Annotated in this window: 17 protein-coding genes and 1 pseudogene; 4 read left to right on the plus strand and 14 right to left on the minus strand. The window is 72.0% G+C overall.

Features of this window, described 5'->3' with window-relative positions; translation table 11 throughout:
• The first annotated feature begins 94 nt into the window (after positions 1–94).
• Together RV983_RS10155 and RV983_RS10160 are read left to right on the plus strand one after the other, a co-directional pair.
• Entirely contained in the window at positions 95–763 is a 669-nt protein-coding gene (locus RV983_RS10155) for a potassium channel family protein (protein WP_360905811.1), read from the plus strand.
• Positions 760–1,428, plus strand: a complete 669-nt coding sequence (locus RV983_RS10160) for a potassium channel family protein (protein WP_360905812.1) — start codon at positions 760–762, stop codon at positions 1,426–1,428. The genes RV983_RS10155 and RV983_RS10160 overlap by 4 nt, the downstream gene beginning before the upstream one ends.
• 74 nt (positions 1,429–1,502) lie before the next feature.
• On the opposite strand, the gene RV983_RS10165 is transcribed toward RV983_RS10160, so the two are convergent.
• The 13 genes and pseudogenes from RV983_RS10165 to RV983_RS10225 all read right to left on the minus strand — a co-directional run bounded on the left by RV983_RS10165 (position 1,503) and on the right by RV983_RS10225 (position 16,713).
• Positions 1,503–2,255: a DUF3159 domain-containing protein gene (locus tag RV983_RS10165; RefSeq protein ID WP_475985473.1), complete on the minus strand. Its 753-nt coding sequence runs from the start codon at positions 2,253–2,255 to the stop codon at positions 1,503–1,505.
• Positions 2,256–2,258: 3 nt separating this feature from the next.
• A complete protein-coding gene (locus tag RV983_RS10170; RefSeq protein ID WP_475985474.1) occupies positions 2,259–2,657 on the minus strand; it encodes an OB-fold nucleic acid binding domain-containing protein in 399 nt (132 codons plus the stop codon).
• Positions 2,658–2,688: 31 nt separating this feature from the next.
• Positions 2,689–3,372, minus strand: a complete 684-nt coding sequence (locus RV983_RS10175; RefSeq protein WP_475985475.1) for a response regulator — start codon at positions 3,370–3,372, stop codon at positions 2,689–2,691.
• 64 nt (positions 3,373–3,436) lie between these two features.
• Entirely contained in the window at positions 3,437–5,980 is a 2,544-nt protein-coding gene (locus tag RV983_RS10180; protein ID WP_475985476.1) for a DUF4118 domain-containing protein, read from the minus strand.
• A 145-nt stretch (positions 5,981–6,125) separates the two neighbouring features.
• Positions 6,126–8,682, minus strand: a pseudogene (locus RV983_RS10185) (ATP-binding protein).
• Positions 8,683–8,971: 289 nt separating this feature from the next.
• A complete protein-coding gene (locus RV983_RS10190) occupies positions 8,972–9,382 on the minus strand; it encodes a hypothetical protein (RefSeq protein WP_475985477.1) in 411 nt (136 codons plus the stop codon).
• A gap of 614 nt (positions 9,383–9,996) precedes the next feature.
• Positions 9,997–10,626 carry a potassium-transporting ATPase subunit KdpC gene (gene kdpC, locus RV983_RS10195; RefSeq protein ID WP_475985478.1) on the minus strand — a complete coding sequence of 210 codons (630 nt, stop codon included), beginning with the start codon at positions 10,624–10,626 and terminating at the stop codon, positions 9,997–9,999.
• A 5-nt stretch (positions 10,627–10,631) separates the two neighbouring features.
• Positions 10,632–12,737: a potassium-transporting ATPase subunit KdpB gene (gene kdpB / locus RV983_RS10200; protein ID WP_475985479.1), complete on the minus strand. Its 2,106-nt coding sequence runs from the start codon at positions 12,735–12,737 to the stop codon at positions 10,632–10,634.
• Between the two features lie 35 nt (positions 12,738–12,772).
• On the minus strand, positions 12,773–14,434 hold the full coding sequence (gene kdpA / locus RV983_RS10205; RefSeq protein ID WP_475985480.1) for a potassium-transporting ATPase subunit KdpA: 1,662 nt from the start codon (positions 14,432–14,434) through the stop codon (positions 12,773–12,775).
• Positions 14,435–14,443: 9 nt separating this feature from the next.
• Complete coding sequence (gene kdpF / locus RV983_RS10210) at positions 14,444–14,533, minus strand: K(+)-transporting ATPase subunit F (protein WP_475985481.1); 90 nt, start codon at positions 14,531–14,533, stop codon at positions 14,444–14,446.
• Positions 14,534–14,820: 287 nt separating this feature from the next.
• Positions 14,821–15,588 carry a DUF3710 domain-containing protein gene (locus RV983_RS10215; RefSeq protein ID WP_475985482.1) on the minus strand — a complete coding sequence of 256 codons (768 nt, stop codon included), beginning with the start codon at positions 15,586–15,588 and terminating at the stop codon, positions 14,821–14,823.
• A gap of 1 nt (position 15,589) precedes the next feature.
• Entirely contained in the window at positions 15,590–16,114 is a 525-nt protein-coding gene (gene dut, locus RV983_RS10220; protein ID WP_475985483.1) for a dUTP diphosphatase, read from the minus strand.
• Positions 16,111–16,713, minus strand: a complete 603-nt coding sequence (locus RV983_RS10225; RefSeq protein WP_475985484.1) for a PaaI family thioesterase — start codon at positions 16,711–16,713, stop codon at positions 16,111–16,113. The genes dut and RV983_RS10225 overlap by 4 nt, the downstream gene beginning before the upstream one ends.
• Positions 16,714–16,809: 96 nt before the next feature.
• Here RV983_RS10225 and RV983_RS10230 point away from each other — a divergent pair, with 96 nt between their 5' ends.
• Entirely contained in the window at positions 16,810–17,694 is an 885-nt protein-coding gene (locus RV983_RS10230) for an SDR family oxidoreductase (protein WP_475985485.1), read from the plus strand.
• A gap of 26 nt (positions 17,695–17,720) precedes the next feature.
• Positions 17,721–18,173, plus strand: a complete 453-nt coding sequence (locus RV983_RS10235; RefSeq protein WP_475985486.1) for a DUF3093 domain-containing protein — start codon at positions 17,721–17,723, stop codon at positions 18,171–18,173.
• Positions 18,174–18,195: 22 nt separating this feature from the next.
• On the opposite strand, the gene RV983_RS10240 is transcribed toward RV983_RS10235, so the two are convergent.
• Positions 18,196–18,969 (minus strand): hypothetical protein, encoded by a 774-nt coding sequence (locus tag RV983_RS10240; protein ID WP_475985487.1) that lies wholly within the window; start codon positions 18,967–18,969, stop codon positions 18,196–18,198.
• Positions 18,970–18,974: the final 5 nt, after the last annotated feature.

Below are 18,974 nucleotides of genomic sequence, written 5' to 3' on the forward strand. Positions count from 1 at the left end.
ACCTATCGAGCGGTTACGTGCGTGTGTAGCTTTGGCCGCGGTCTGAGACCCTGAGAGGGAATCGGCCACATTGTTGACAGCCGGAAGGACGGTCGTGCACGTCGTGATTATGGGTTGCGGGCGAGTGGGTTCCACTCTCGCGCACTCCCTTGAGCAGCAAGGTCATACCGTGGCCGTGGTGGACCAGGATCCGACGGCGTTCCGCCGCCTGGGCTCGGGTTTCAGCGGGCGCCGCGTGACCGGGGTCGGGTTCGACCAGGACACGCTGCGCGAGGCGGGCATCGAGGAAGCCGGCGCCTTCGCCGCCGTCAGCAGCGGCGACAACTCCAACATCATCGCGGCCCGGGTGGCCCGTGAGATGTTCGGCATCGAGAACGTGGCCGCCCGTATCTACGACCCCCGCCGTGCCGAGGTGTACCAGCGCCTGGGCATCCCGACCGTGGCCACGGTGCGCTGGACGGCCGACCAGATGCTGCGCCGTCTGCTGCCGTCGGGTGCCGAGCCGTTGTGGCGCGATCCGAGCGGTGGGGTGCAGCTCGCCGAGGTGCACACCGACACCGCGTGGGTGGGCCACAAGGTCAGCCGGCTTCAGGAGGAGACCGGAGTGCGCGTGGCGTTCCTCACCCGGCTCGGCGAGGCGATGCTGCCGACGTCCGAGACCGTTCTGCAGGAGGGCGACCTCGTGCACGTGATGATGCGCACCAATGAGGTCGAGCAGGTCGAGGCCGCGTTCGCCAAGGGTCCCGAGGAGACGAGCCGATGAGGGTCGCCATCGCAGGGGCGGGCGCCGTGGGCCGCTCGATCGCGGGTGAGTTGCTGGAGAACGGCCACGAGGTCCTCCTGATCGACAAGAACCCCACCTCGATCTCGGTCGAGCGGGTACCGCAGGCGGAGTGGCTGCTGGCCGACGCCTGCGAGATCACCTCGCTGGACGAGGCCGCGTTGCAGCGCTGCAACGTGGTGATCGCCGCCACGGGCGACGACAAGGTCAACCTCGTGGTGTCGTTGCTCGCCAAGACGGAGTACGGCGTGCCGCGCGTGGTCGCCCGGGTGAACAACCCCAAGAACGAGTGGCTGTTCAACGAGGCCTGGGGCGTGGACGTGGCGGTCTCCACACCGCGTCTGATGTCGGCCCTGGTCGAAGAGGCGGTGAGCGTCGGCGACTTGGTCCGGCTCATGCGCTTCAGCCAGGGTGACGCGAACCTGGTCGAGTTGACGCTGCCGGAGGAGGCCGCGCTGGTCGGCACACGCGTCGGCGATGTGCACTGGCCCGAGGACACCGCGCTGGTGACCATCATCCGCGGTCACCGGGTGCTCACCCCGTCCAAGGACGACGCTCTCGAGGCGGGTGACGAGCTGCTGTTCGTCGCGGCCCCGCACCGCGAGGAGCAACTGGAGGACCTGCTCTCGGTCCGCAGCGGCGCCTGACGCCAACGCGCCAAGGGGCGCCCGGAACCGAACGGTTCCGGGCGCCCCTTCGTCTGCTGAGGAGGGAGGCGCGGTCAGCGCTCCGCGGCCTCCTTGGCGGCGCGTTCCTTGGCCTCCTCGGCCTCCATCTCGGCGATCACGTCGATCGGCGGCGGTGCCTTGGCGAGGAAGATCCACGTCAGGTAGACGGCGAGCAGGAACGGCGGGATGCCCAGCGCGACCTTGACCCAGCCGAGCTGGGTGGCGTTGCCCCAGAAGTACAGCGGGAACAGGATCGCCGACTTCGCCAGCAGGATGACGCCCCAGGCCCAGGTGGACTTGGTGTATGCCACGAGCCGGCCCGGGTTCCTGGTCCTCCAGGACAGGTTCTCCTTCAGGATCGGGCCGAGGAGCAGCCCGATCAGGGGGTATCCCACCAGCGCCGAGACCACGTACGCGACCGCGAGCCCCAGGGTGTAGAGCATGCCCGGGAGATAGAAGTTCTTCGCGTCTCCGGAGAGCATGGCGAAGACCGCGCCGAAGGCGACGCCGAAGACACCGCTGAACGCGTGCTTGAGGGTCTGCTTGCGCACCACCCGGGCGAGGGCCAGCACCAGCGAGAGGCCGAGCGCGGCCACCGCCGCCGTCTTGATGTCGCGGTTGATCGTGTAGATCAGCACGAAGACCAGGCCGGGCACCGTGGTGTCCACCATGCCCCAGACGCCGCCGAAGGCCTCCAGGAGCGCGTGGTCAGCGGCTGCCCTGGAGGCCGCCGCGTCGTGCTCCGGGCCCTGTGGCCCGGCATCGGTGCCGGGCTCTGTCCCGGTCCGCTTGTCGATCGACACCACCGGCTACTCCTGTCCGACCGGACGCAACTCGTACTTGGGGTTGAACAGCACCGGACGGCCGCGGTTCATGGAGATCCGCCCCGACGCGATGATCCTGCGGCCCGGCTCGATGCCGACGATGCTCCGCCGGCCGAGCCACACCACGTCGAGCGGTGCCGAGCCGTCGAACAGCTCCGCCTCCAGCGCGGGGACGCCGGCACGGGGACGCAGCGTGACTGCGCGCAGTGTACCCGTCACCGTGACGATGTCACGGTCGTGGCAGTCGCAGATGCGCGTGCACCCGACGTCCGCGGTGTCCCGCCGCAGCTCGTCGGAGTGCAGCTCCTCCTGGGAGGTGGACAGGCGGTCGAGCATCCGGCGAAAACGGCCGGCAGGTCGGTCCGAACGGGTGGTACCACTCATACTCCGAAGGGTACCGGGCCGGGCGGCACGATCACTTCTCGAAGCGGTAGCCCATACCCGGCTCGGTGATGAAGTGCCGGGGATGCGCGGGATCCGCCTCCAGCTTGCGCCGCAGCTGCGCCATGTAGACCCGCAGATAGTTGCTCTCCGTGCCGTACGAGGGCCCCCAGACCTCCTGGAGCAGCTGCTTCTGGCTGACCAGGCGGCCGGTGTTGCGGACCAGGACCTCGAGCAGGTGCCACTCGGTCGGGGTCAGGCGCACGTCGGAGCCGTCGCGGTTGACCTTCTTGGCGGCCAGGTCGACGGTGAAGGACTCGGTCTCCACGCTGGCAGCGCCGTCCTCGGGGCCGCCGGGTGTGGCCCGCCTGACGGCGGCGCGCAGCCGGGCCAGCAGTTCGTCCATGCCGAAGGGCTTGGTGACGTAGTCGTCCGCGCCCGCGTCCAGCGCCTCGACCTTCTCGTCGGACGCCTGGCGGGCGGAGAGCACGATGATCGGCACCCGGGTCCAGCCGCGCAGGCCGCGGATCACCTCGACGCCGTCCATGTCGGGCAGACCGAGGTCGAGCACGATGACGTCGGGATGCCGGGCGGCCGCGAGCGCGAGCGCGGTGGCACCGTCATGGGCGGCGTCGACCTCGTATTTGCGGGCACGCAGGTTGATCACGAGAGCCCGCACGATCTGCGGCTCGTCGTCGACCACGAGCACCCGGTTCATGGGGCCTGCCTTTCGTTCACTGCGAGGGTCTTGGGGGCGGCGGTCACGGGACCGGGCGACGCGCTCATGTCGTCGCCTCGGCGGGGAGGTCCGGCGTCGCGGGGGGGCTGCCGGGCGCGGCCTTGAGGGTGAGCACCATGGTCAGCCCGCCGCCGGGGGTGTCCTCCGGGTGCAGCGTCGCGCCCATGGCGTCGGCGAAGCCGCGGGCGACGGCCAGGCCGAGGCCGACACCGTTGCCGCGGGGTGCGTCGCCGTAGCGCTGGAAGGGCTCGAAGATGCGGTCCTTGGCGGTGTCGGGAACGCCCGGTCCGCGGTCGACCACGCGCAGGTCGACGCTGTCGCCGAGGGCGCTGGCCGCCACCAGGACCCTGGTGCCCTCGGGGCTGTACTTCACGGCGTTCTCGACGATGTTGGCGACGCTGCGCTCCAGCAGTCCCGGGTCGACGGAGACCATGGGCAGGGTCTCGGGGACGTCCAGGGTCACGCTGTCGTCCGGGACGCCGCGCAGCGCCTTGGGCACGACCTCGTCCAGGTCGATCTCACGGATCAGCGGGTTGACGGTGCCGGTCTGCAGCCGGGACATGTCGAGCAGATTGCCGACGAGGTTGTCCAGCCGGTCGGCGCCGTCCTCGATGCCGGCCAGCAGCTCGGCCTCGTCCTCCTCGGACCAGGCGACGTCGTCCGAGCGCAGTGAGCTCACGGCCGCCTTGATGCCCGCGAGGGGCGTGCGCAGGTCGTGGGAGACGGCGGCGAGCAGGGCGGTGCGGATCCGGTTCCCCTCGGCGAGGCCGTGGGCCAGAGCGGCCTCGTCCTCCAGCCGCTGCCGGTCCAGGACCCCGGCGGCCTGGGCCGCGAAGGCGGACAGCACGCGGCGGTCCGAGGCCGGCAGCACGCGGCCGGTGAGGGCGAGCGAGAGGTGGTCGCTGACCGGCACCTCCACGTCGGCGTCCTCGGGGCGCAGGCACTGGCTGCCGCCGACACCGGCGGCGCAGGTCCACGCCTCGTGCTCGCCGGCCCGTTCCAGCAGGGCCACGGACTCCATGCCGAAGGTCTCCCGCACCCGGTCCAGCAGCGCTTCCAGCGAGTGCTCGCCGCGCAGCACGCTGCCCGCCAGGTAGGACAGGATCTCCGCCTCGGACTGGAGTCTGGCCGCCTGGTGCGTGCGGCGGGCCGCCAGGTCCACGACCGAGGCGACGGCCAGGGCGACCACCACGAAGATGACGATGGCGATCAGGTTCTCGGGCTTGGAGATCGTGAAGGTGTGCAGGGGTGGCGCGAAGAAGTAGTTCAGCAGCAGGGAGCCGCCGACGGCGGAGACGAGCGCCGGGTACAGGCCGCCGGTCAGCGCCGCCGCGACCGTCAGTGCCATGAACAGCAGCATGTCCGTGGCCAGGCCGAGGCCGCTGTGCAGATGGGTCAGCACGGCGACGAGCAGGACCGGGCCCAGCACGCCGGTCAGCCAGCCGGCGATCACCCGCGAGCCGCCGAGCCGGGCGCCGCGGGCGATGGGCAGGCCGCGGCCCTTGGCGGCCCGTTCGTGGGTGACGATGTGCACGTCGAGGTCGGGGCCGGACTCCCGGGCCACGGTCGCGCCGACGCCGGGGCCGAGCACGTACTGCCAGGCCGGGCGGCGGCTGGTGCCCAGCACGATCTGGGTGGCGTTCACGCCGCGCGCGAAGTCCAGCAGGGCGCCGGGCACGTCGTCACCGACGACGTGGTGGAAGGAGCCGCCGAGGTCCTCCACCAAGGTGCGCTGGACCGCGATCTCCTTGGGCGAACCGGCGGCCAGACCGTCGCTGCTGTCGATGTGGACGGCGAGGATCTCGCCGCCCGCGCCCTTGGCCGCCATCCGGGCCGCGCGCCGGATCAGGGTGCTGCCCTCGGGGCCGCCGGTGAGGCCGACGACGATGCGCTCGCGGGCCTGCCAGGTGGTGGAGATGTGGTGGTCGGCACGGTACTGCCGCAGATACTCGTCGACCCGGTCGGCGACCCACAGCAGCGCGAGTTCGCGCAGCGCGGTCAGGTTGCCCGGCCGGAAGTAGTTCGACAGGGCCGCGTCGACCTTGTCGGGGGCGTAGATGTTGCCGTGTGCCATGCGGCGGCGCAGGGCCTGGGGCGACATGTCGACCAGCTCGATCTGGTCGGCCCTGCGGACCACCTCGTCGGGGACGGTCTCGCGCTGCCGCACGCCGGTGATCGACTCGACGGCGTCGCCGAGCGACTCCAAGTGCTGGATGTTCACCGTCGATATGACGTTGATCCCGGCCTGCAGCAGTTCCTCGACGTCCTGCCAGCGCTTCTCGTTGCGGCTTCCGGGGACGTTGGTGTGGGCGAGTTCGTCGACGAGGGCCACCTCGGGGCGGCGGGCGAGCACCGCGTCGACGTCCATCTCGGTGAACGTCGTGTCCCGGTACTGGATCTCCTTGCGCCGGACGACCTCCAGGCCGTGCAGCATGACCTCGGTGCGGGGCCGCTTGTGGTGCTCGACGAAGGCCACCGCCAGGTCGGTGCCGCGCTCCAGCCGCCGGTGCGCCTCGGAGAGCATGGCGTAGGTCTTGCCCACTCCAGGGGCGGCCCCCAGGTAAATCCGCAAAATCCCGCGTGCCATGACTCCACGTTCCGCTTGGTTCAGCCGGGCGTCCGGCGCGCCGACGTAGCAAATCCTATGGTCCCAGCAAAGGACAAACAGGACACGATGCCCGGCACCCGGTCATGTTGACGTGGCCTTGACGCCTCGCGGCACCCGGTCGTTCTCAGGCGGCGCCCTGTTCGGGTGCCGGGGCGGCGGGCAGGGACAGCACCATGGTGAGCCCCCCACCCGGGGTGTCCTCGGGCACCAGGGTGCCGCCCATGGCCTCCGCGAGGCCGCGGGAAAGGGCAAGGCCCAGGCCCAGCCCGGTGCTGTTGTCGGTGTCGCCCATGCGCTGGAACGCCTCGAAGAACCGCTCGCGCGCGTCGGGAGGCAGCCCCGGCCCCCGGTCGGCCACCCGCAGCTCCACCCGGCCGGCCAGGGAGCTGGCGGTCACGAGTACGGGTTTGCCGACAGGCGCGTACCGGACCGCGTTCGCGACCAGATTGGCGAGCACCCGCTCCAGCAGCGGCGCGTCCGCCAGGACGTCGGGAGCGCGTTCCAGCTCCGGTGCGAGGACCGGCGCCCGGTCGTCGGGAAGGCTGTCGAGGGCGAGCGGCAGTACCTCGCACAGCGCCGTGGGCACCGGCCGGAGCGTGAGGGCGCCGGCCTGCAGGCGGCTCATGTCGAGCAGGTTGTCCACCAGCCGGCTGAGCCGCGCCATGGACTCGTCGGCCGTGGCGAGCAGTTCCTCGCGGTCCTCGGCGGAGAAGTCGACGTCGCTGCTGCGCAACGAGCTCACCGCCGCCCAGCCGCTGGCCAGGGGGGTGCGCAGGTCGTGGCTGACCGCGGCGAGCAGAGCGGTGCGCATGCGGTCGGCCGCCTTCACCGGCTCGATCTCGGCCGCGGCCTCGGCCAGCCGGGCATGGTCGACGGCGGCGGTCAGATGGGCGGCGAACGCGGTGAGCACCCGGCGTTCCGAGGCGGCGAGGCCCCGGCCGCGCAGCACCAGCCGGGCGTCGGCGCCGATCGCCACGGTGACCGGCGGCGGCCCCCTCCCCCTCCCCCTCCCCGGTCACGGGCCCGTCGGCTCCGGTCAGCTCTGCGCTGTCCATCCCGAAGACCTCGCGGGTGCGCTCCAGCAGCAGCGGCACGGCCTGGTCGCCGCGCAGGACGTCGCCCGCGAGCGAGGACAGCGTCTCCGCCTCTGCCGTCGCGCGGGCGGCCCGGCGCGACAGCCGCAGCGAGCGGTCGACGACGGCCGCCACGGTCACGGCGACCGCGGCGAACACCACAGTGGCCAGCGCGTTGTCGGTGTCGTTGATCGTGAACCGGCCGACGGGCGGGATGAACCAGTAGTTGAGCAGCAGGGACGCGGTGACCGACGCGAGCAGCGCGGAGGCCACCCCGCCGAAGCAGGCGACGCCGACGACGGTGAGCAGGAAGAGCAGGGCCTCGCTGGTGAGGTTGAGGTGCCCGCGGGTGTTGGCGAGCACGGCGGTCAGCAGCGCCGGCAGCACCAGGCCGGCCACCGGCCCCGCGACCTTGCGCGCGAAGGGCAGGTCGCTGCCGAGGGCGGGCAGGAGCCGCCCGCGGCCCGCCCGCTCGTGGGTCACCATGTGGACGTCGATGTCCCCGGAGTGCTCGACGGTGGTCTCGCCGACGCCCTGCCCCGTCACCAGCCGGGCCAGCCGGCCGCGCCGGCTCACCCCGACGACCAGCTGGGTGGCGTTCTCGGCGCGCGCGAAGTCCAGCAGCGCGGTGGGCACGTGGTCGCCGACGACGGTGTGGAGGCTGCCGCCCAGGCTCTCCATGAGCTGCCGCTGCCGGGCGAGGGTGCCGGGCGGGACTCCGGCGAGGCCGTTGCTGCGGACGACGTGCACCGCCAGGACGTCGCACACCGGGCCCGCGCCGGGGGTGCGGCCGCCCGCCGCGCGGTCGGCGATCCGCACCGCCCGGTGGATCAGCGTCTCGCCCTCCGGGCCGCCGGTCAGCGCCACCACGACGCGCTCGCGGGTCTCCCAGACCCGCCCGATGCCGTGTTCGGTCCGGTACCTCTGCAGAGCCTCGTCGACCCGCCCGGCCAGCCACAGCAGGGCCAGTTCGCGCAGCGCGGTGAGATTGCCGACCCGGAAGTGATGGGCGAGCGCGGCGTCGATGCCGCCCGGTTCGCACACGTTGCCGTGCGCCAGGCGCCGCCGCAGCCCTTCGGGCGGGATGTCCACGAGCTCGATCTGGTCGGCCCGGCGGACGATCGCGTCGGGCACGGTGTCGGGCTCCGGGACGCCGGTGATCTCCCGCACCACGTCGTTCAGCGACTCCAGGTGCTGGATGTTGACGGCGGTGACCACGTCGATGCCGGCCGCCAGCAGCTCGGCGACGTCCTGCCAGCGCCTGGCGTTCCGGCTGCCGGGCGCATTGGTGCGGGCGAGTTCGTCAACCAGTGCGACCGCGGGGCGGCGGGCGAGTACCGCGGCCACGTCGAGTTCGGCGGTCGCCCCGCCCTGGTGCGCGCGCCGCGTCGTGGGCACCGCTTCCAGACCGTGCAGCATCTCCAGCGTGCGCGGGCGGCCGTGGCACTCCGCGAGGGCGACGACCACGTCCGTGCCGCGTGCCGCACGCCGGCGGCCCTCGTCGAGCATCCGGTACGTTTTGCCGACCCCCGGAGCGGCGCCGAGGTACACCTTGAGCCGGCCGGGCGCCCGGCCCGGCGGATCGTCCGCGACGACGCTGTGCGCCATCTGCTGCGCCTCCTTGCGCGGAGTGTGCGGTACGAAGCACCGCCTCATTGGTAGCGAAGCGCCTCGCCGTCGCCGTCGCCCAGACCGTTGGCAAAGCCATGACGTCCCGCGGAGCGCCTTTGACGCTGCCTTGATGTGGGCGGCGCGGCCGGAGGCGGCACCCGTCAGCGGAACTCGGCGAGCCGAGGGCGCAGGCCCAGCAGGACCACGGCCGCAGCCCCGTGCGCCGTCGGCGGATGTGTATTCGTCGGCGGACATGTAGGTGGCGATGACGCCGCGCAACGCCGCGTCAGGGGCGGCGAAGTCGTGGTGGGAAGCACCGGGGGCGTTCCCGGCACAGTAGGCGGCGGCCCCGGTGTACCGGCCGGCCCGCACGAGTGAGGGCCAGGGCCCGGGCAGCTGGTTCCTCGTACTCCCCGAAGCCCGCGATGGCGCCGGCGGCGTCGCGCTCACCGGTATCACCCGCGGCCCCAGCGGCGAGGTCACGGAGGCAGCCGGCGGCCTCGACACGGCGCTGCCCGTGGACGCGGGCCGCCTCGGTGCGGGTCCGGGTCCGGGTCAGGGACGCGGTGTGACCGGCCGGCAGCTGGTTGGCGATCTGGGCGTCCATGTCGCTGAGGGCGAAGTACAGCCCGGTCGCACCGGTCACACGGGGTGCGGAAAGGTTCCTGGCCGCGTCCCACGAGGCGTCGGCGGCCACGCCGCCCGACACCAGGACGGCCGCAGGCGCGGCTCAGGCGGTCAGCACGACCGCGCGGAGGCCGCGCAATCGTGCCGGTTCGGTGACCGTACGACGGTTGCGCGGCCTCCGTGGCCGGCGCGCGGGGGCCTCCGGCGGGACGCGGTGGCGCCCTCCCGGGTCCGGTTCCGGCGCCCCCGCAGGCGCCTCCCGGCCTTGCGCAGCCCGATGACGGCGACCGGCATCGGGCTGCGCACCCCTTCGCACACCGCGGAGCGGCCTCCGCAGGCCCCCCTCGCGACCACCACTTTCCCCGCGATCCTGGCCTCCTCCCGCCGCCTTGGCAGGTTCCGTACGCCGCCCGCGACGCCCTTGACGCGTCCCTGACGCACGGCCCCGCGCCTTCCCGCGCCAGGTGCCCGCACGACGCCCGACGGTGTGCCTGTGGACCGGCACCAGGCAGCCCGGCCCCTTCCCACGCCGGCGGCCACCGTGCTGACCGAGCACGGCGTGATCCCCTTCGAGGTTCACAGCCTGGATCTGCAGTCGGTGCACGGCGAACCGGGGTCGCCGGCGTTGGACCCCGACGGCACGACGGCGTACGCCCGCACCCACCGGCGGCGGGCGGGCAGAGATCAGCCGGCCAGCTGCTTGAGGGCGATGTTGAGTTCCAGGACGTTGACGGTCGGCTCGCCGAGGAAGCCCAGTTGCCGGCCGTCGGTGTGCTCCTTGACGAGCCTCGCGACCTCGGCGGTGGGCAGGCCGTTGGCCTTGGCGACGCGCGCGGTCTGGAGGGCCGCGTAGGCCGGGGAGATGTCCGGGTCGAGGCCGGAGCCGGAAGCCTGTACCGCGTCGGCCGGGACCTCGGACTGCGGCACGTGGTTGAACGCCGCGACGTCCTTCTTGCGCTCCTTCACCAGGTCGGTCAGCGCTCTGCTGGTGACCGCCAGGTTGGAGGCGCTGGTGTAGGTCGGGTCGTAGGGGCCCGCGCCGCGGCCCGCGTCGGCGGCCGAGGGGCGCGGCTGGAACCATCGGGGGTCGGGCGCGAAGTCCTTGCCGGTCGTGAAGTTCTGGCCGATGAGGCGGGAGCCGACGACCGTGCCGTCGACCTTCACCTGCGAGCCGTCCGCCTGCCGGTGGAAGGCGGCCTGGCCCACGCCCCACACCGCGACGGGGTAGGCGACGCCGAGCACGACGGTCAGCACGAGAAGGGCGCGCAGCGCACTCCACAGCAGCCGGGCGGAGTTGCGTACGGAAGTGTTCATGGTCGTCAGCCGATCCCCGGGATCAGAGAGATGAGCAGGTCGATGATCTTGATGCCGATGAACGGTGCGATCAGGCCGCCGAGGCCGTAGATCCCGAGGTTGCGGCGGAGCATCCGGTCGGCGCTGGTCGGCCGGTACCGCACACCCCGCAGGGCGAGCGGCACGAGCGCGATGATGATCAGCGCGTTGAAGACGACCGCGGACAGGATCGCGGACTCCGGCGAGGACAACCGCATGATGTTGAGCTTGTCCAGGCCCGGATAGACGATCGCGAACATGGCGGGGATGATCGCGAAGTACTTCGCCACGTCGTTGGCGATGGAGAACGTCGTCAGCGCGCCGCGGGTGATCAGCAACTGCTTGCCGATCTCCACGATCTCGATCAGCTTGGTCGGGTTGGAGTCCAGGTCCACCATGTTCCCGGCCTCCTTGGCGGCCGAGGTACCGGTGTTCATGGCCACGCCGACATCGGCCTGGGCCAGTGCCGGGGCGTCGTTGGTGCCGTCACCGGTCATCGCGACGAGCTTCCCGCCCGCCTGCTCCCGCTTGATCAGCGCCATCTTGTCCTCGGGCGTCGCCTCCGCCAGGAAGTCGTCGACACCCGCCTCCTGCGCGATCGCCTGCGCGGTCAGCGGGTTGTCGCCCGTGATCATCACCGTGCGGATACCCATCCGCCGCAACTCGTCGAACCGCTCCCGCATCCCCTCCTTGACGACGTCCTTCAGGTGGACGACACCGAGGACCCGGGCCACACCGCGGTCCTTGACCGCGACCAGCAGCGGGGTACCGCCCGCGGCGGAGATGGAGTCAACGACCCGCTGGGCGTCCGCCGTGACGTTGCCGCCGTTCTCCGCGACCCACGCGGTGACCGCGGACGCGGCGCCCTTGCGGACCTGCCGGTCCTCCAGATCGACGCCGGACATACGGGTCTGCGCGGTGAAGGGCACGAACTCGGCGCGGCCGAGCTCGCCCTCGCTCCGGGCCCGCAGACCGTACTTCTCCTTCGCCAGGACGACCACGGAGCGGCCCTCGGGCGTCTCGTCGGCCAGCGACGACAGCTGCGCCGCGTCCGCCAGTTCGGCCTCGGCCGCCCCCGCCACGGGGACGAACTCCGCGGCCTGGCGGTTGCCGAGGGTGATGGTGCCGGTCTTGTCCAGCAGCAGGGTGGAGACGTCACCGGCCGCCTCGACGGCACGGCCGGACATGGCCAGCACATTGCGCTGCACCAGGCGGTCCATTCCCGCGATGCCGATCGCCGACAGCAGCGCGCCGATGGTCGTCGGGATGAGGCAGACCAGCAGCGCGACCAGGACGATCATCGACTGCTCGGCACCCGCGTAGATCGCGAACGGCTGCAGGGTGACGACCGCCAGCAGGAAGACGATGGTCAGCGAGGCCAGCAGGATGTTGAGCGCGATCTCGTTGGGCGTCTTCTGCCGGGCCGCACCCTCGACCAGGGCGATCATCCGGTCGATGAAGGTCTCACCCGGCTTGGTGGTGATCCGGACCTCGATGCGGTCCGACAGCACCTTGGTGCCGCCGGTCACGGCCGAGCGGTCGCCGCCGGACTCCCGGATGACCGGAGCCGACTCACCGGTGATCGCCGACTCGTCCACCGAGGCCACGCCCTCGACGACGTCACCGTCACCCGGGATGACGTCGCCGGCCTCGCACACCACCAGGTCGCCGATCCGCAGGGAGGCACCCGGGACGCGCTCCTCCTTGCCGCCGGTCAGCCGGCGGGCGACGGTGTCGGTCTTGGCCTTGCGCAGGGTGTCGGCCTGCGCCTTGCCGCGTCCCTCGGCGACGGCCTCCGCCAGGTTGGCGAAGATCACCGTCAGCCACAGCCAGACGGTGATCGCCCAGCCGAACCACTCGGCCGGGGACAGCGCCGCCAGCACGGTGGTGAACACCGAGCCGATCAGGACGACGAACATCACCGGGGACTTGATCATGACCCGGGGGTCGAGCTTGCGCAGCGCGTCCGGCAGGGACTTCAGCAACTGCGCCGGGTGGAACAGGCCGCCCGAGACGCGGCTGCCCTGGCCCGTGTCGGGGGCGTGCGGTGCCGTTCCGCCCTTGGACGCGCGCGCGGACGATTCGGTGGACATGGATTCCTCTGCGGGCTCGGGTCGGTCCGCGCGGCTCATGACAGTCCCTCCGCCAGCGGGCCGAGCGCCAGCGCCGGGAAGTAGGTCAGACCCGTGATGATCAAAATGGCGCCGATGAGCACGCCGGTGAAGAGCGGCTTCTCGGTGCGCAGGGTGCCGGCGGTGGCCGGGACCGGCTTCTGCCCGGCGAGCGAGCCGGCCAGGGCAAGGACGAAGATCATCGGCACGAACCGGCCGAGGACCATCGCGAGGCCGAGCGTGGTGTTGTACCACTGCGTGTTGGCGTTCAGGCCCGCAAAGGCGGAGCCGTTGTTGTTGCCGGCCGAGGTGTAGGCGTAGAGCACTTCGGAGAAGCCGTGCGGGCCGCTGTTCAGCATGGAGTGCGGCGGGGTCGGCAGCGCCATCGCCAGGGCCGTGAAGCACAGCACGATCGCCGGGGTGACGAGGATGTAGAGCGCGGCGAGCTTGATCTCGCGCGTGCCGATCTTCTTGCCCAGGTACTCCGGCGTACGGCCGACCATCAGGCCCGCGATGAACACCGCGATGAGCGCCATGATGAGGATGCCGTAGAGGCCGGACCCGGTGCCGCCGGGGGCGATCTCGCCGAGCATCATCGACAGGAGGGTGATGCCGCCGCCCAGGCCGGTGAAGGAGGAGTGGGCGGAGTCCACCGCGCCGGTCGAGGTCAGCGTCGTACTCACCGCGAAGAGCGACGAGGCCCCGACGCCGAAGCGCTGCTCCTTGCCCTCCATCGCGGCACCCGCGATGTGGTTCGCCGAGCCGGGGTGGGCGGACTCCGCCCAGCTCATCAGGGCGACGAAACCGATCCAGATGACGCCCATGGCCGCGAGGATCGCGTAGCCCTGCCCCACGCTGCCGACCAGCTTGCCGAAGGTCCGCGTGAGCGAGACCGGGATCACCAGCAGGAGGAAGATCTCGAAGAGGTTGGTGAACGCGTCCGGGTTCTCGAAGGGGTGGGCCGAGTTGACGTTGTAGAAGCCGCCGCCGTTGGTGCCCAGCTCCTTGATGGCCTCCTGGGACGCGACCGGCCCGCCGGTCAGGGTCTGGTGGCCGCCGGCGAGCGTCGGGACCTCGTGCCAGCCGGCGAAGTTCTGCACCACGCCGAAGGCGATCAGGACGATCGCGGCGACGAACGCGATCGGCAGCAGGACACGCAGGGTGCCGCGGACCATGTCGGTCCAGAAGTTGCCGAGCTCGCCGGTGCGGGACCGGGCGAACCCGCGGACCAGCGCCACGGCCACGGCCATGCCGACCGCCGCCGAGACGAAGTTCTGCACCGCCAGCCCCGCGGCCTGGGCGGCGTGGCCCATGGTGTTCTCACCCATGTACGACTGCCAGTTCGTGTTGGTCACGAACGAGGTCGCGGTGTTGAACGCCTGGTCAGGGGTGATCGCGGCGAACCCGAGGGAGAGCGGCAGATGGTTCTGGACCCGTAGGAACAGGTACAGGAACAGCACGCCGACGAAGGAGAAGGCCAGGACCGCCCGCAGATAGGACGGCCAGCGCATCTCCGCATCGGGGTCGGCGCCGAAGCAGCGGTAGATGACGCGCTCGACCCGCAGGTGCCGGTCGGAGCTGTAGACGGCGGCCATGTAGTCGCCGAAGGGGCGGTACACCAGGGCCAGCGCCGCCACGAGGGCGGTGACCTGGAGCACTTGCGCGAGTACGGGGCTCATGTCCGGGTCTCAGAACCTCTCGGGGAAGACGAGGGCGAGGACGAGATAGCCCAGCAGGGCGGCGGCCACGACGAGGCCGACGACGTTCTCGGCACTCACAGCCTGGTCACCGCCTTGGCGATGAGGGCCACCAGCGCGAAAACCGCGACCGTGACGGCCACGAAAGCCAGATCAGCCATCGCGTGCTCCTAGGTCAGGCAGAACGGACAATGACCAGGACAGCAAACATCCGACCCACGGGCCGCCCGAGCACGTTTGACGCCTTCCTGACGGGTCGTGACGCCGGCTTGGCGGCGCCAGGACGACAACCCGTCCGACCTGCGGAAACGCCGATGGGCCGACCCGCTGAAGCGGATCGGCCCATCGGTCGGGGCTGTGCGGTGGCGCTAGTGCACCTCGGTGATCTCCGGGCCACGGCGCATCGGGTCGATGCCGTCGGAGAAGCGTCCGCCGTCCTGGTCCTGGGCGATGCCCTCGGGGACCATCTGCGCGTCGTTCGGCAGCTTCAGCACGATCGGGTCGCGCGGCGCCATCGGGGTGTCGCCGCGCAGGACGACGGTGTCGCGGAAGATCTGCTCCAGCAGGCCCGCGGTCTCCGGCTGCACGGCGCCCTGGCCGGAGATGACGCCGCGCAGGAACCAGCGCGGTCCGTCACAGCCGACGAAGCGCACCACCTGCACGCCGTTGGTGCCGTTGGGCAGCTGGACCGGCACCTGGGCGCGCAGCTCCCAGCCGAGCGGACCCTCGACCTCATCGACGATGCCGCCCTGCTTGGTGATCCCGGACGCGATCTCGTCACGGATCTCGCCCCAGATGCCCTCGGACTTCGGCGCGGCGAAGCCCTGGAGCTGGATGGCGCTGTCCCGCAGCACCACAGTGGCGGCGACGATGGACTCACCGGCCACCTCGACCCGCAGCTCCATGCCCTGGACGCCGGGCACGAACAGACCACCGAGGTCCACCCGGCCCTCGCCGGGTGTGCCGACCTCGCTCACGTCCCACGGACCGTCCGGCCTCGGGGCGGGCGGAAGGTTGTACCGACGGGACTCCATGGAGTCGTCCGACTCCTCGGCGTCTTCGGCCAGCTCGTCAGGGCTCTCGGCCTCGAGCTCGTCGAGGGCGTCTTCGCGCTCCTTGCGACGACGACGGAACACGTCACTGTCCTTCCCGGTCAGCGATGACCGATGCGTATCCATGGCCGGACGGACCGACCGGAGGGCCGTCCACCGCGGCGTGACCCCCCGTGGAGCCGAAGCCCCCCGTCGCCCGCGCCGAACCGGGCAGTTCCGCCACCTCGTGGAAGCGGACCCGCTCGACCTGCTGGACGACCAATTGCGCGATCCGGTCCCCCGGGGCGAACCGTACGCTCTCGCGCGGGTCCAGGTTGACCACGATCACCTTGATCTCCCCACGGTACCCGGCATCAACCGTTCCTGGGGCATTCACAAGTGCCACTCCGCACCTCGCGGCGAGCCCGGAGCGCGGATGCACGAAGGCCGCGTACCCCTCCGGCAGAGCGATCGAAACGCCAGTCGGCAGCACCGCCCGCTCGCCGGGGGCCAGCTCCGCCGCCCGGGTGGTGACGAGGTCCGCGCCGGCGTCGCCCGGGTGTCCGTACGAGGGAATCGGGACGTCCGCGTCGAGCCGCCGGATCAACACGTCCACCGGGGGGCGGGTCACGGGTTCACCTCGAAGGCGCGGGCGGCCTTGACCTGGTCGGGGTCCTCGACGACGGCCTGGATCTCCTGCGCGCGGCCGTGGTCGGTGAAGTGCTCCAGTTCGACCTCGACGAACAGCGCGTCCGCGCGCACCGCGACCGGGCCGTCGGGGCCGCCGATCCGACCGGTGGCGGTGCAGTAGATCTTGCGCCCGGCGACCGCCGTGCAGCGCGCGTCCAGGTGGAGCGTGGAGCCGACCGGGACGGGCCGGACGTACTCGGTCTCCAGGCGGCCGGTGACCGCGATCGTGCGCAGAAGCCAGTTGAGCGAGCCGAGCGTCTCGTCCAGGGCGGTCGCCAGCACACCGCCGTGCGCGAGGCCGGGAGCACCCTGGTGCGCCGGCTGTACGGTGAACTCGGCGGTGACGCCGACGCCCTCGGCGGCCCTGGCCTCCAGGCGCAGTCCGTGGGGCTGGGCCCCACCGCAGCCGAAGCAGTGCTCGTAGTGCGCGCCGAGCGGTTCGCCGGGGGCGGGCGCGTCGGGGTGCCGCACCGGCGGCGACGCGTCCTGCGGCGGTGCCAGGCCCGGGCGGGCCGGGACGTCGGGTGTAGCTCCGTTCACGCGGGAGACCCTACCCTCCTGCGGGATCCTTTCCCGCCGCCCGCCCGTTCTCCCTGCGGCCACGCGGCATGTGTCCCCCATCCCTTGGAGCACCCCATGACCACCAGGTCCGTCGTCGTCACCGGAGCCGGATGCGGGATCGGTCTGGCGATCACCCTCGAACTGGCCCATGCCGGCTACGACGTCATCGGTACGGTGCGCACCGAGGAGAAGGCCGAGGCCCTGCGCGCGGCGGTGACCCGGACCGGCGCGTCGGTGCGCACGGTGCTGCTGGACGTCGCTGACGCCACCTCGTGCGTACGGGCGTTCACGGAGATCGCCACGGTGACCGACGGGGGTCCCTGGGCGGTGGTCAACAACGCCGGCATCGCGCAGCCCGGCGCGATCGAGGACGTCGACGACGAACAGGTGCGCCAGCAACTGGAGATCAACCTGGTGGCACCGGCGCGCATCGCCCGGCTCGTGCTGCCGACCATGCGCGCCCGGCGCGCGGGCCGCATCATCAACATCTCCTCGGTCTCCGGCCGGGTCTCGATGCCACTGCTCGGCTGGTACTGCGCGAGCAAGCAGGGCCTGGAGGCGATCACGGACGCGCTGCGCATGGAGGCCGCGCCGTTCGGGGTGAAGGTGGTGCTGGTCGAGCCCGGGTCCTTCGGGACGGATATCTGGCAGCGGGGTGCCTCCCGGCTGCCACAGGGCACCACATCGCCGTACCGCGACCAGTACGAGGCCGCCGAGGACCTGCTCAAGCGCGAGCTGCCGGGCCCGCGCCCGGTGGCCCGCACGGTCCTCAAGGCGCTGTCGGCGCCCCGGCCGCTCCCGAGGTACCTGGTGGGCAACGACGCCCGCTCCTCGGCCGTCCTGGACGCCGCGCTGCCCACCGCCGCCACCGACTGGGCCAAGCAGGTCGCCACCGGGCTGCGGACCGCGCCGCGCGCCGCGCAGGCCTTGTCGCGCCTGCGGTCCCGCGGCGGGCGCTGACCGGGCGGCATGACAAGCTGGGTGCCATGACCGGCATGACCTATGAGGAGCGGCTGACCGCGCCGCGTTCGTGGTGGCTGCTCGCCTTCGGCGCGGGTGTGTCACTGGCGCTGATCCTGCTGCCCTTCGGCGCGCTGCCGCTGCTGGGCGGCCTCGTCGGGGGCACGGCCGCCGGAGCGGTCGCGGTGAGCTCGTACGGCTCGGCGCGGCTGCGGGTGGTGGCCGGGTCACTGGTCGCCGGCGACGCGCGGATCCCGGTGGGGGCGCTCGGTGAGGCGACCGTGCTGAACCACGAGGAGGCGCTGGCCTGGCGCTCGTACAGGGCCGACCCCCGCGCGTTCATGCTGCTGCGGTCCTACGTGCCGACCGCCCTGAAGGTCGAGGTCACCGACCCCGCGGATCCGACGCCCTATCTGTACCTCTCCACCCGGGCCCCCGAGCGGCTGGCCGCCGCGCTGCGGGACGTGCGGACGGCCTGAGGCCGCACCGGCCTCAGCCGTCCTACTTCCCCGGCAGCTCCCGGGGCCCGCCGGACTCGCCGGGTTCCAGGGCGGACGGCGGCTCCTCGGCGGAGAGCAGCGCCCAGGGCACCTGCCGTTCCCGCAGGTCCTTGCGGATCTGCTCGGCGAGTTTCCTGGTGTCGCGCCGGTTCATCACGGCGCCGACGGCCGCGCCGACCATGAACGGGGTCAGCGTCGGCAGATTGCGCATGGTGCGCTTCATGAGCTGCTGGCGCAGCTCGCGCTTCATCCGGCCGCCGAGCGCCACGTTCAGCGTGGACGGCTTGGAGAAGTCGATGCCGCGCCGCTCGGTCCACTCGGCGATGTACATCACCGCGCGCTGGCGCACCGTGCCCGGGGCGCGCAGACCGTAGATCTCGTGCAGCTCGGCGATGAGCTTGTACTCGATCAGGGCGACCCCGATCGTCTCGGTCGCCAGTTCCGCGGGCATCGCCGGCGGGGTGGGCAGCATCGCGGCGGCGCCGATGCCGGCGCCGACCGTCGCGGTGCCCATCGTGGCGGCACTCACGAGCTTGTCCGCCAGCTCCTCGGGCCCCAGCCCGGGGAACTGCCGGCGGAGCGTCTCCAGGTCCCGTACGGGTATCCGTGGGGCCGTCTCGAGGAAACCCTCGGCGAGGGTCGACATTGCCGCCCTGGCGCGGGCACGCCCACGGGCGGCACGGCTCGGAGGCCCGGTCAGGGCGTCGTCGCCCGCCGGTTCCTCCGATGCGCCCGCGAGCGAGGCCGCGCGGCCTCGCTCGTCGTCGCTGTCCACGATCC

Source organism: Streptomyces sp. RLA123 (genome assembly GCF_056270165.1).

What these genes read in the sequence shown, in the direction of transcription:
- RV983_RS10160 (WP_360905812.1), top strand. Translation starts at nt 760, where the DNA reads ATGAGGGTCGCCATCGCAGGGGCGGGCGCCGTGGGCCGCTCGATCGCG.
- RV983_RS10170 (WP_475985474.1), bottom strand. Translation starts at nt 2,657, where the DNA reads ATGAGTGGTACCACCCGTTCGGACCGACCTGCCGGCCGTTTTCGCCGG.
- RV983_RS10175 (WP_475985475.1), bottom strand. Translation starts at nt 3,372, where the DNA reads ATGAACCGGGTGCTCGTGGTCGACGACGAGCCGCAGATCGTGCGGGCT.
- RV983_RS10180 (WP_475985476.1), bottom strand. Translation starts at nt 5,980, where the DNA reads ATGGCACGCGGGATTTTGCGGATTTACCTGGGGGCCGCCCCTGGAGTG.
- kdpC (WP_475985478.1), bottom strand. Translation starts at nt 10,626, where the DNA reads ATGAACACTTCCGTACGCAACTCCGCCCGGCTGCTGTGGAGTGCGCTG.
- kdpB (WP_475985479.1), bottom strand. Translation starts at nt 12,737, where the DNA reads ATGTCCACCGAATCGTCCGCGCGCGCGTCCAAGGGCGGAACGGCACCG.
- kdpA (WP_475985480.1), bottom strand. Translation starts at nt 14,434, where the DNA reads ATGAGCCCCGTACTCGCGCAAGTGCTCCAGGTCACCGCCCTCGTGGCG.
- RV983_RS10230 (WP_475985485.1), top strand. Translation starts at nt 16,810, where the DNA reads ATGACCACCAGGTCCGTCGTCGTCACCGGAGCCGGATGCGGGATCGGT.
- RV983_RS10235 (WP_475985486.1), top strand. Translation starts at nt 17,721, where the DNA reads ATGACCGGCATGACCTATGAGGAGCGGCTGACCGCGCCGCGTTCGTGG.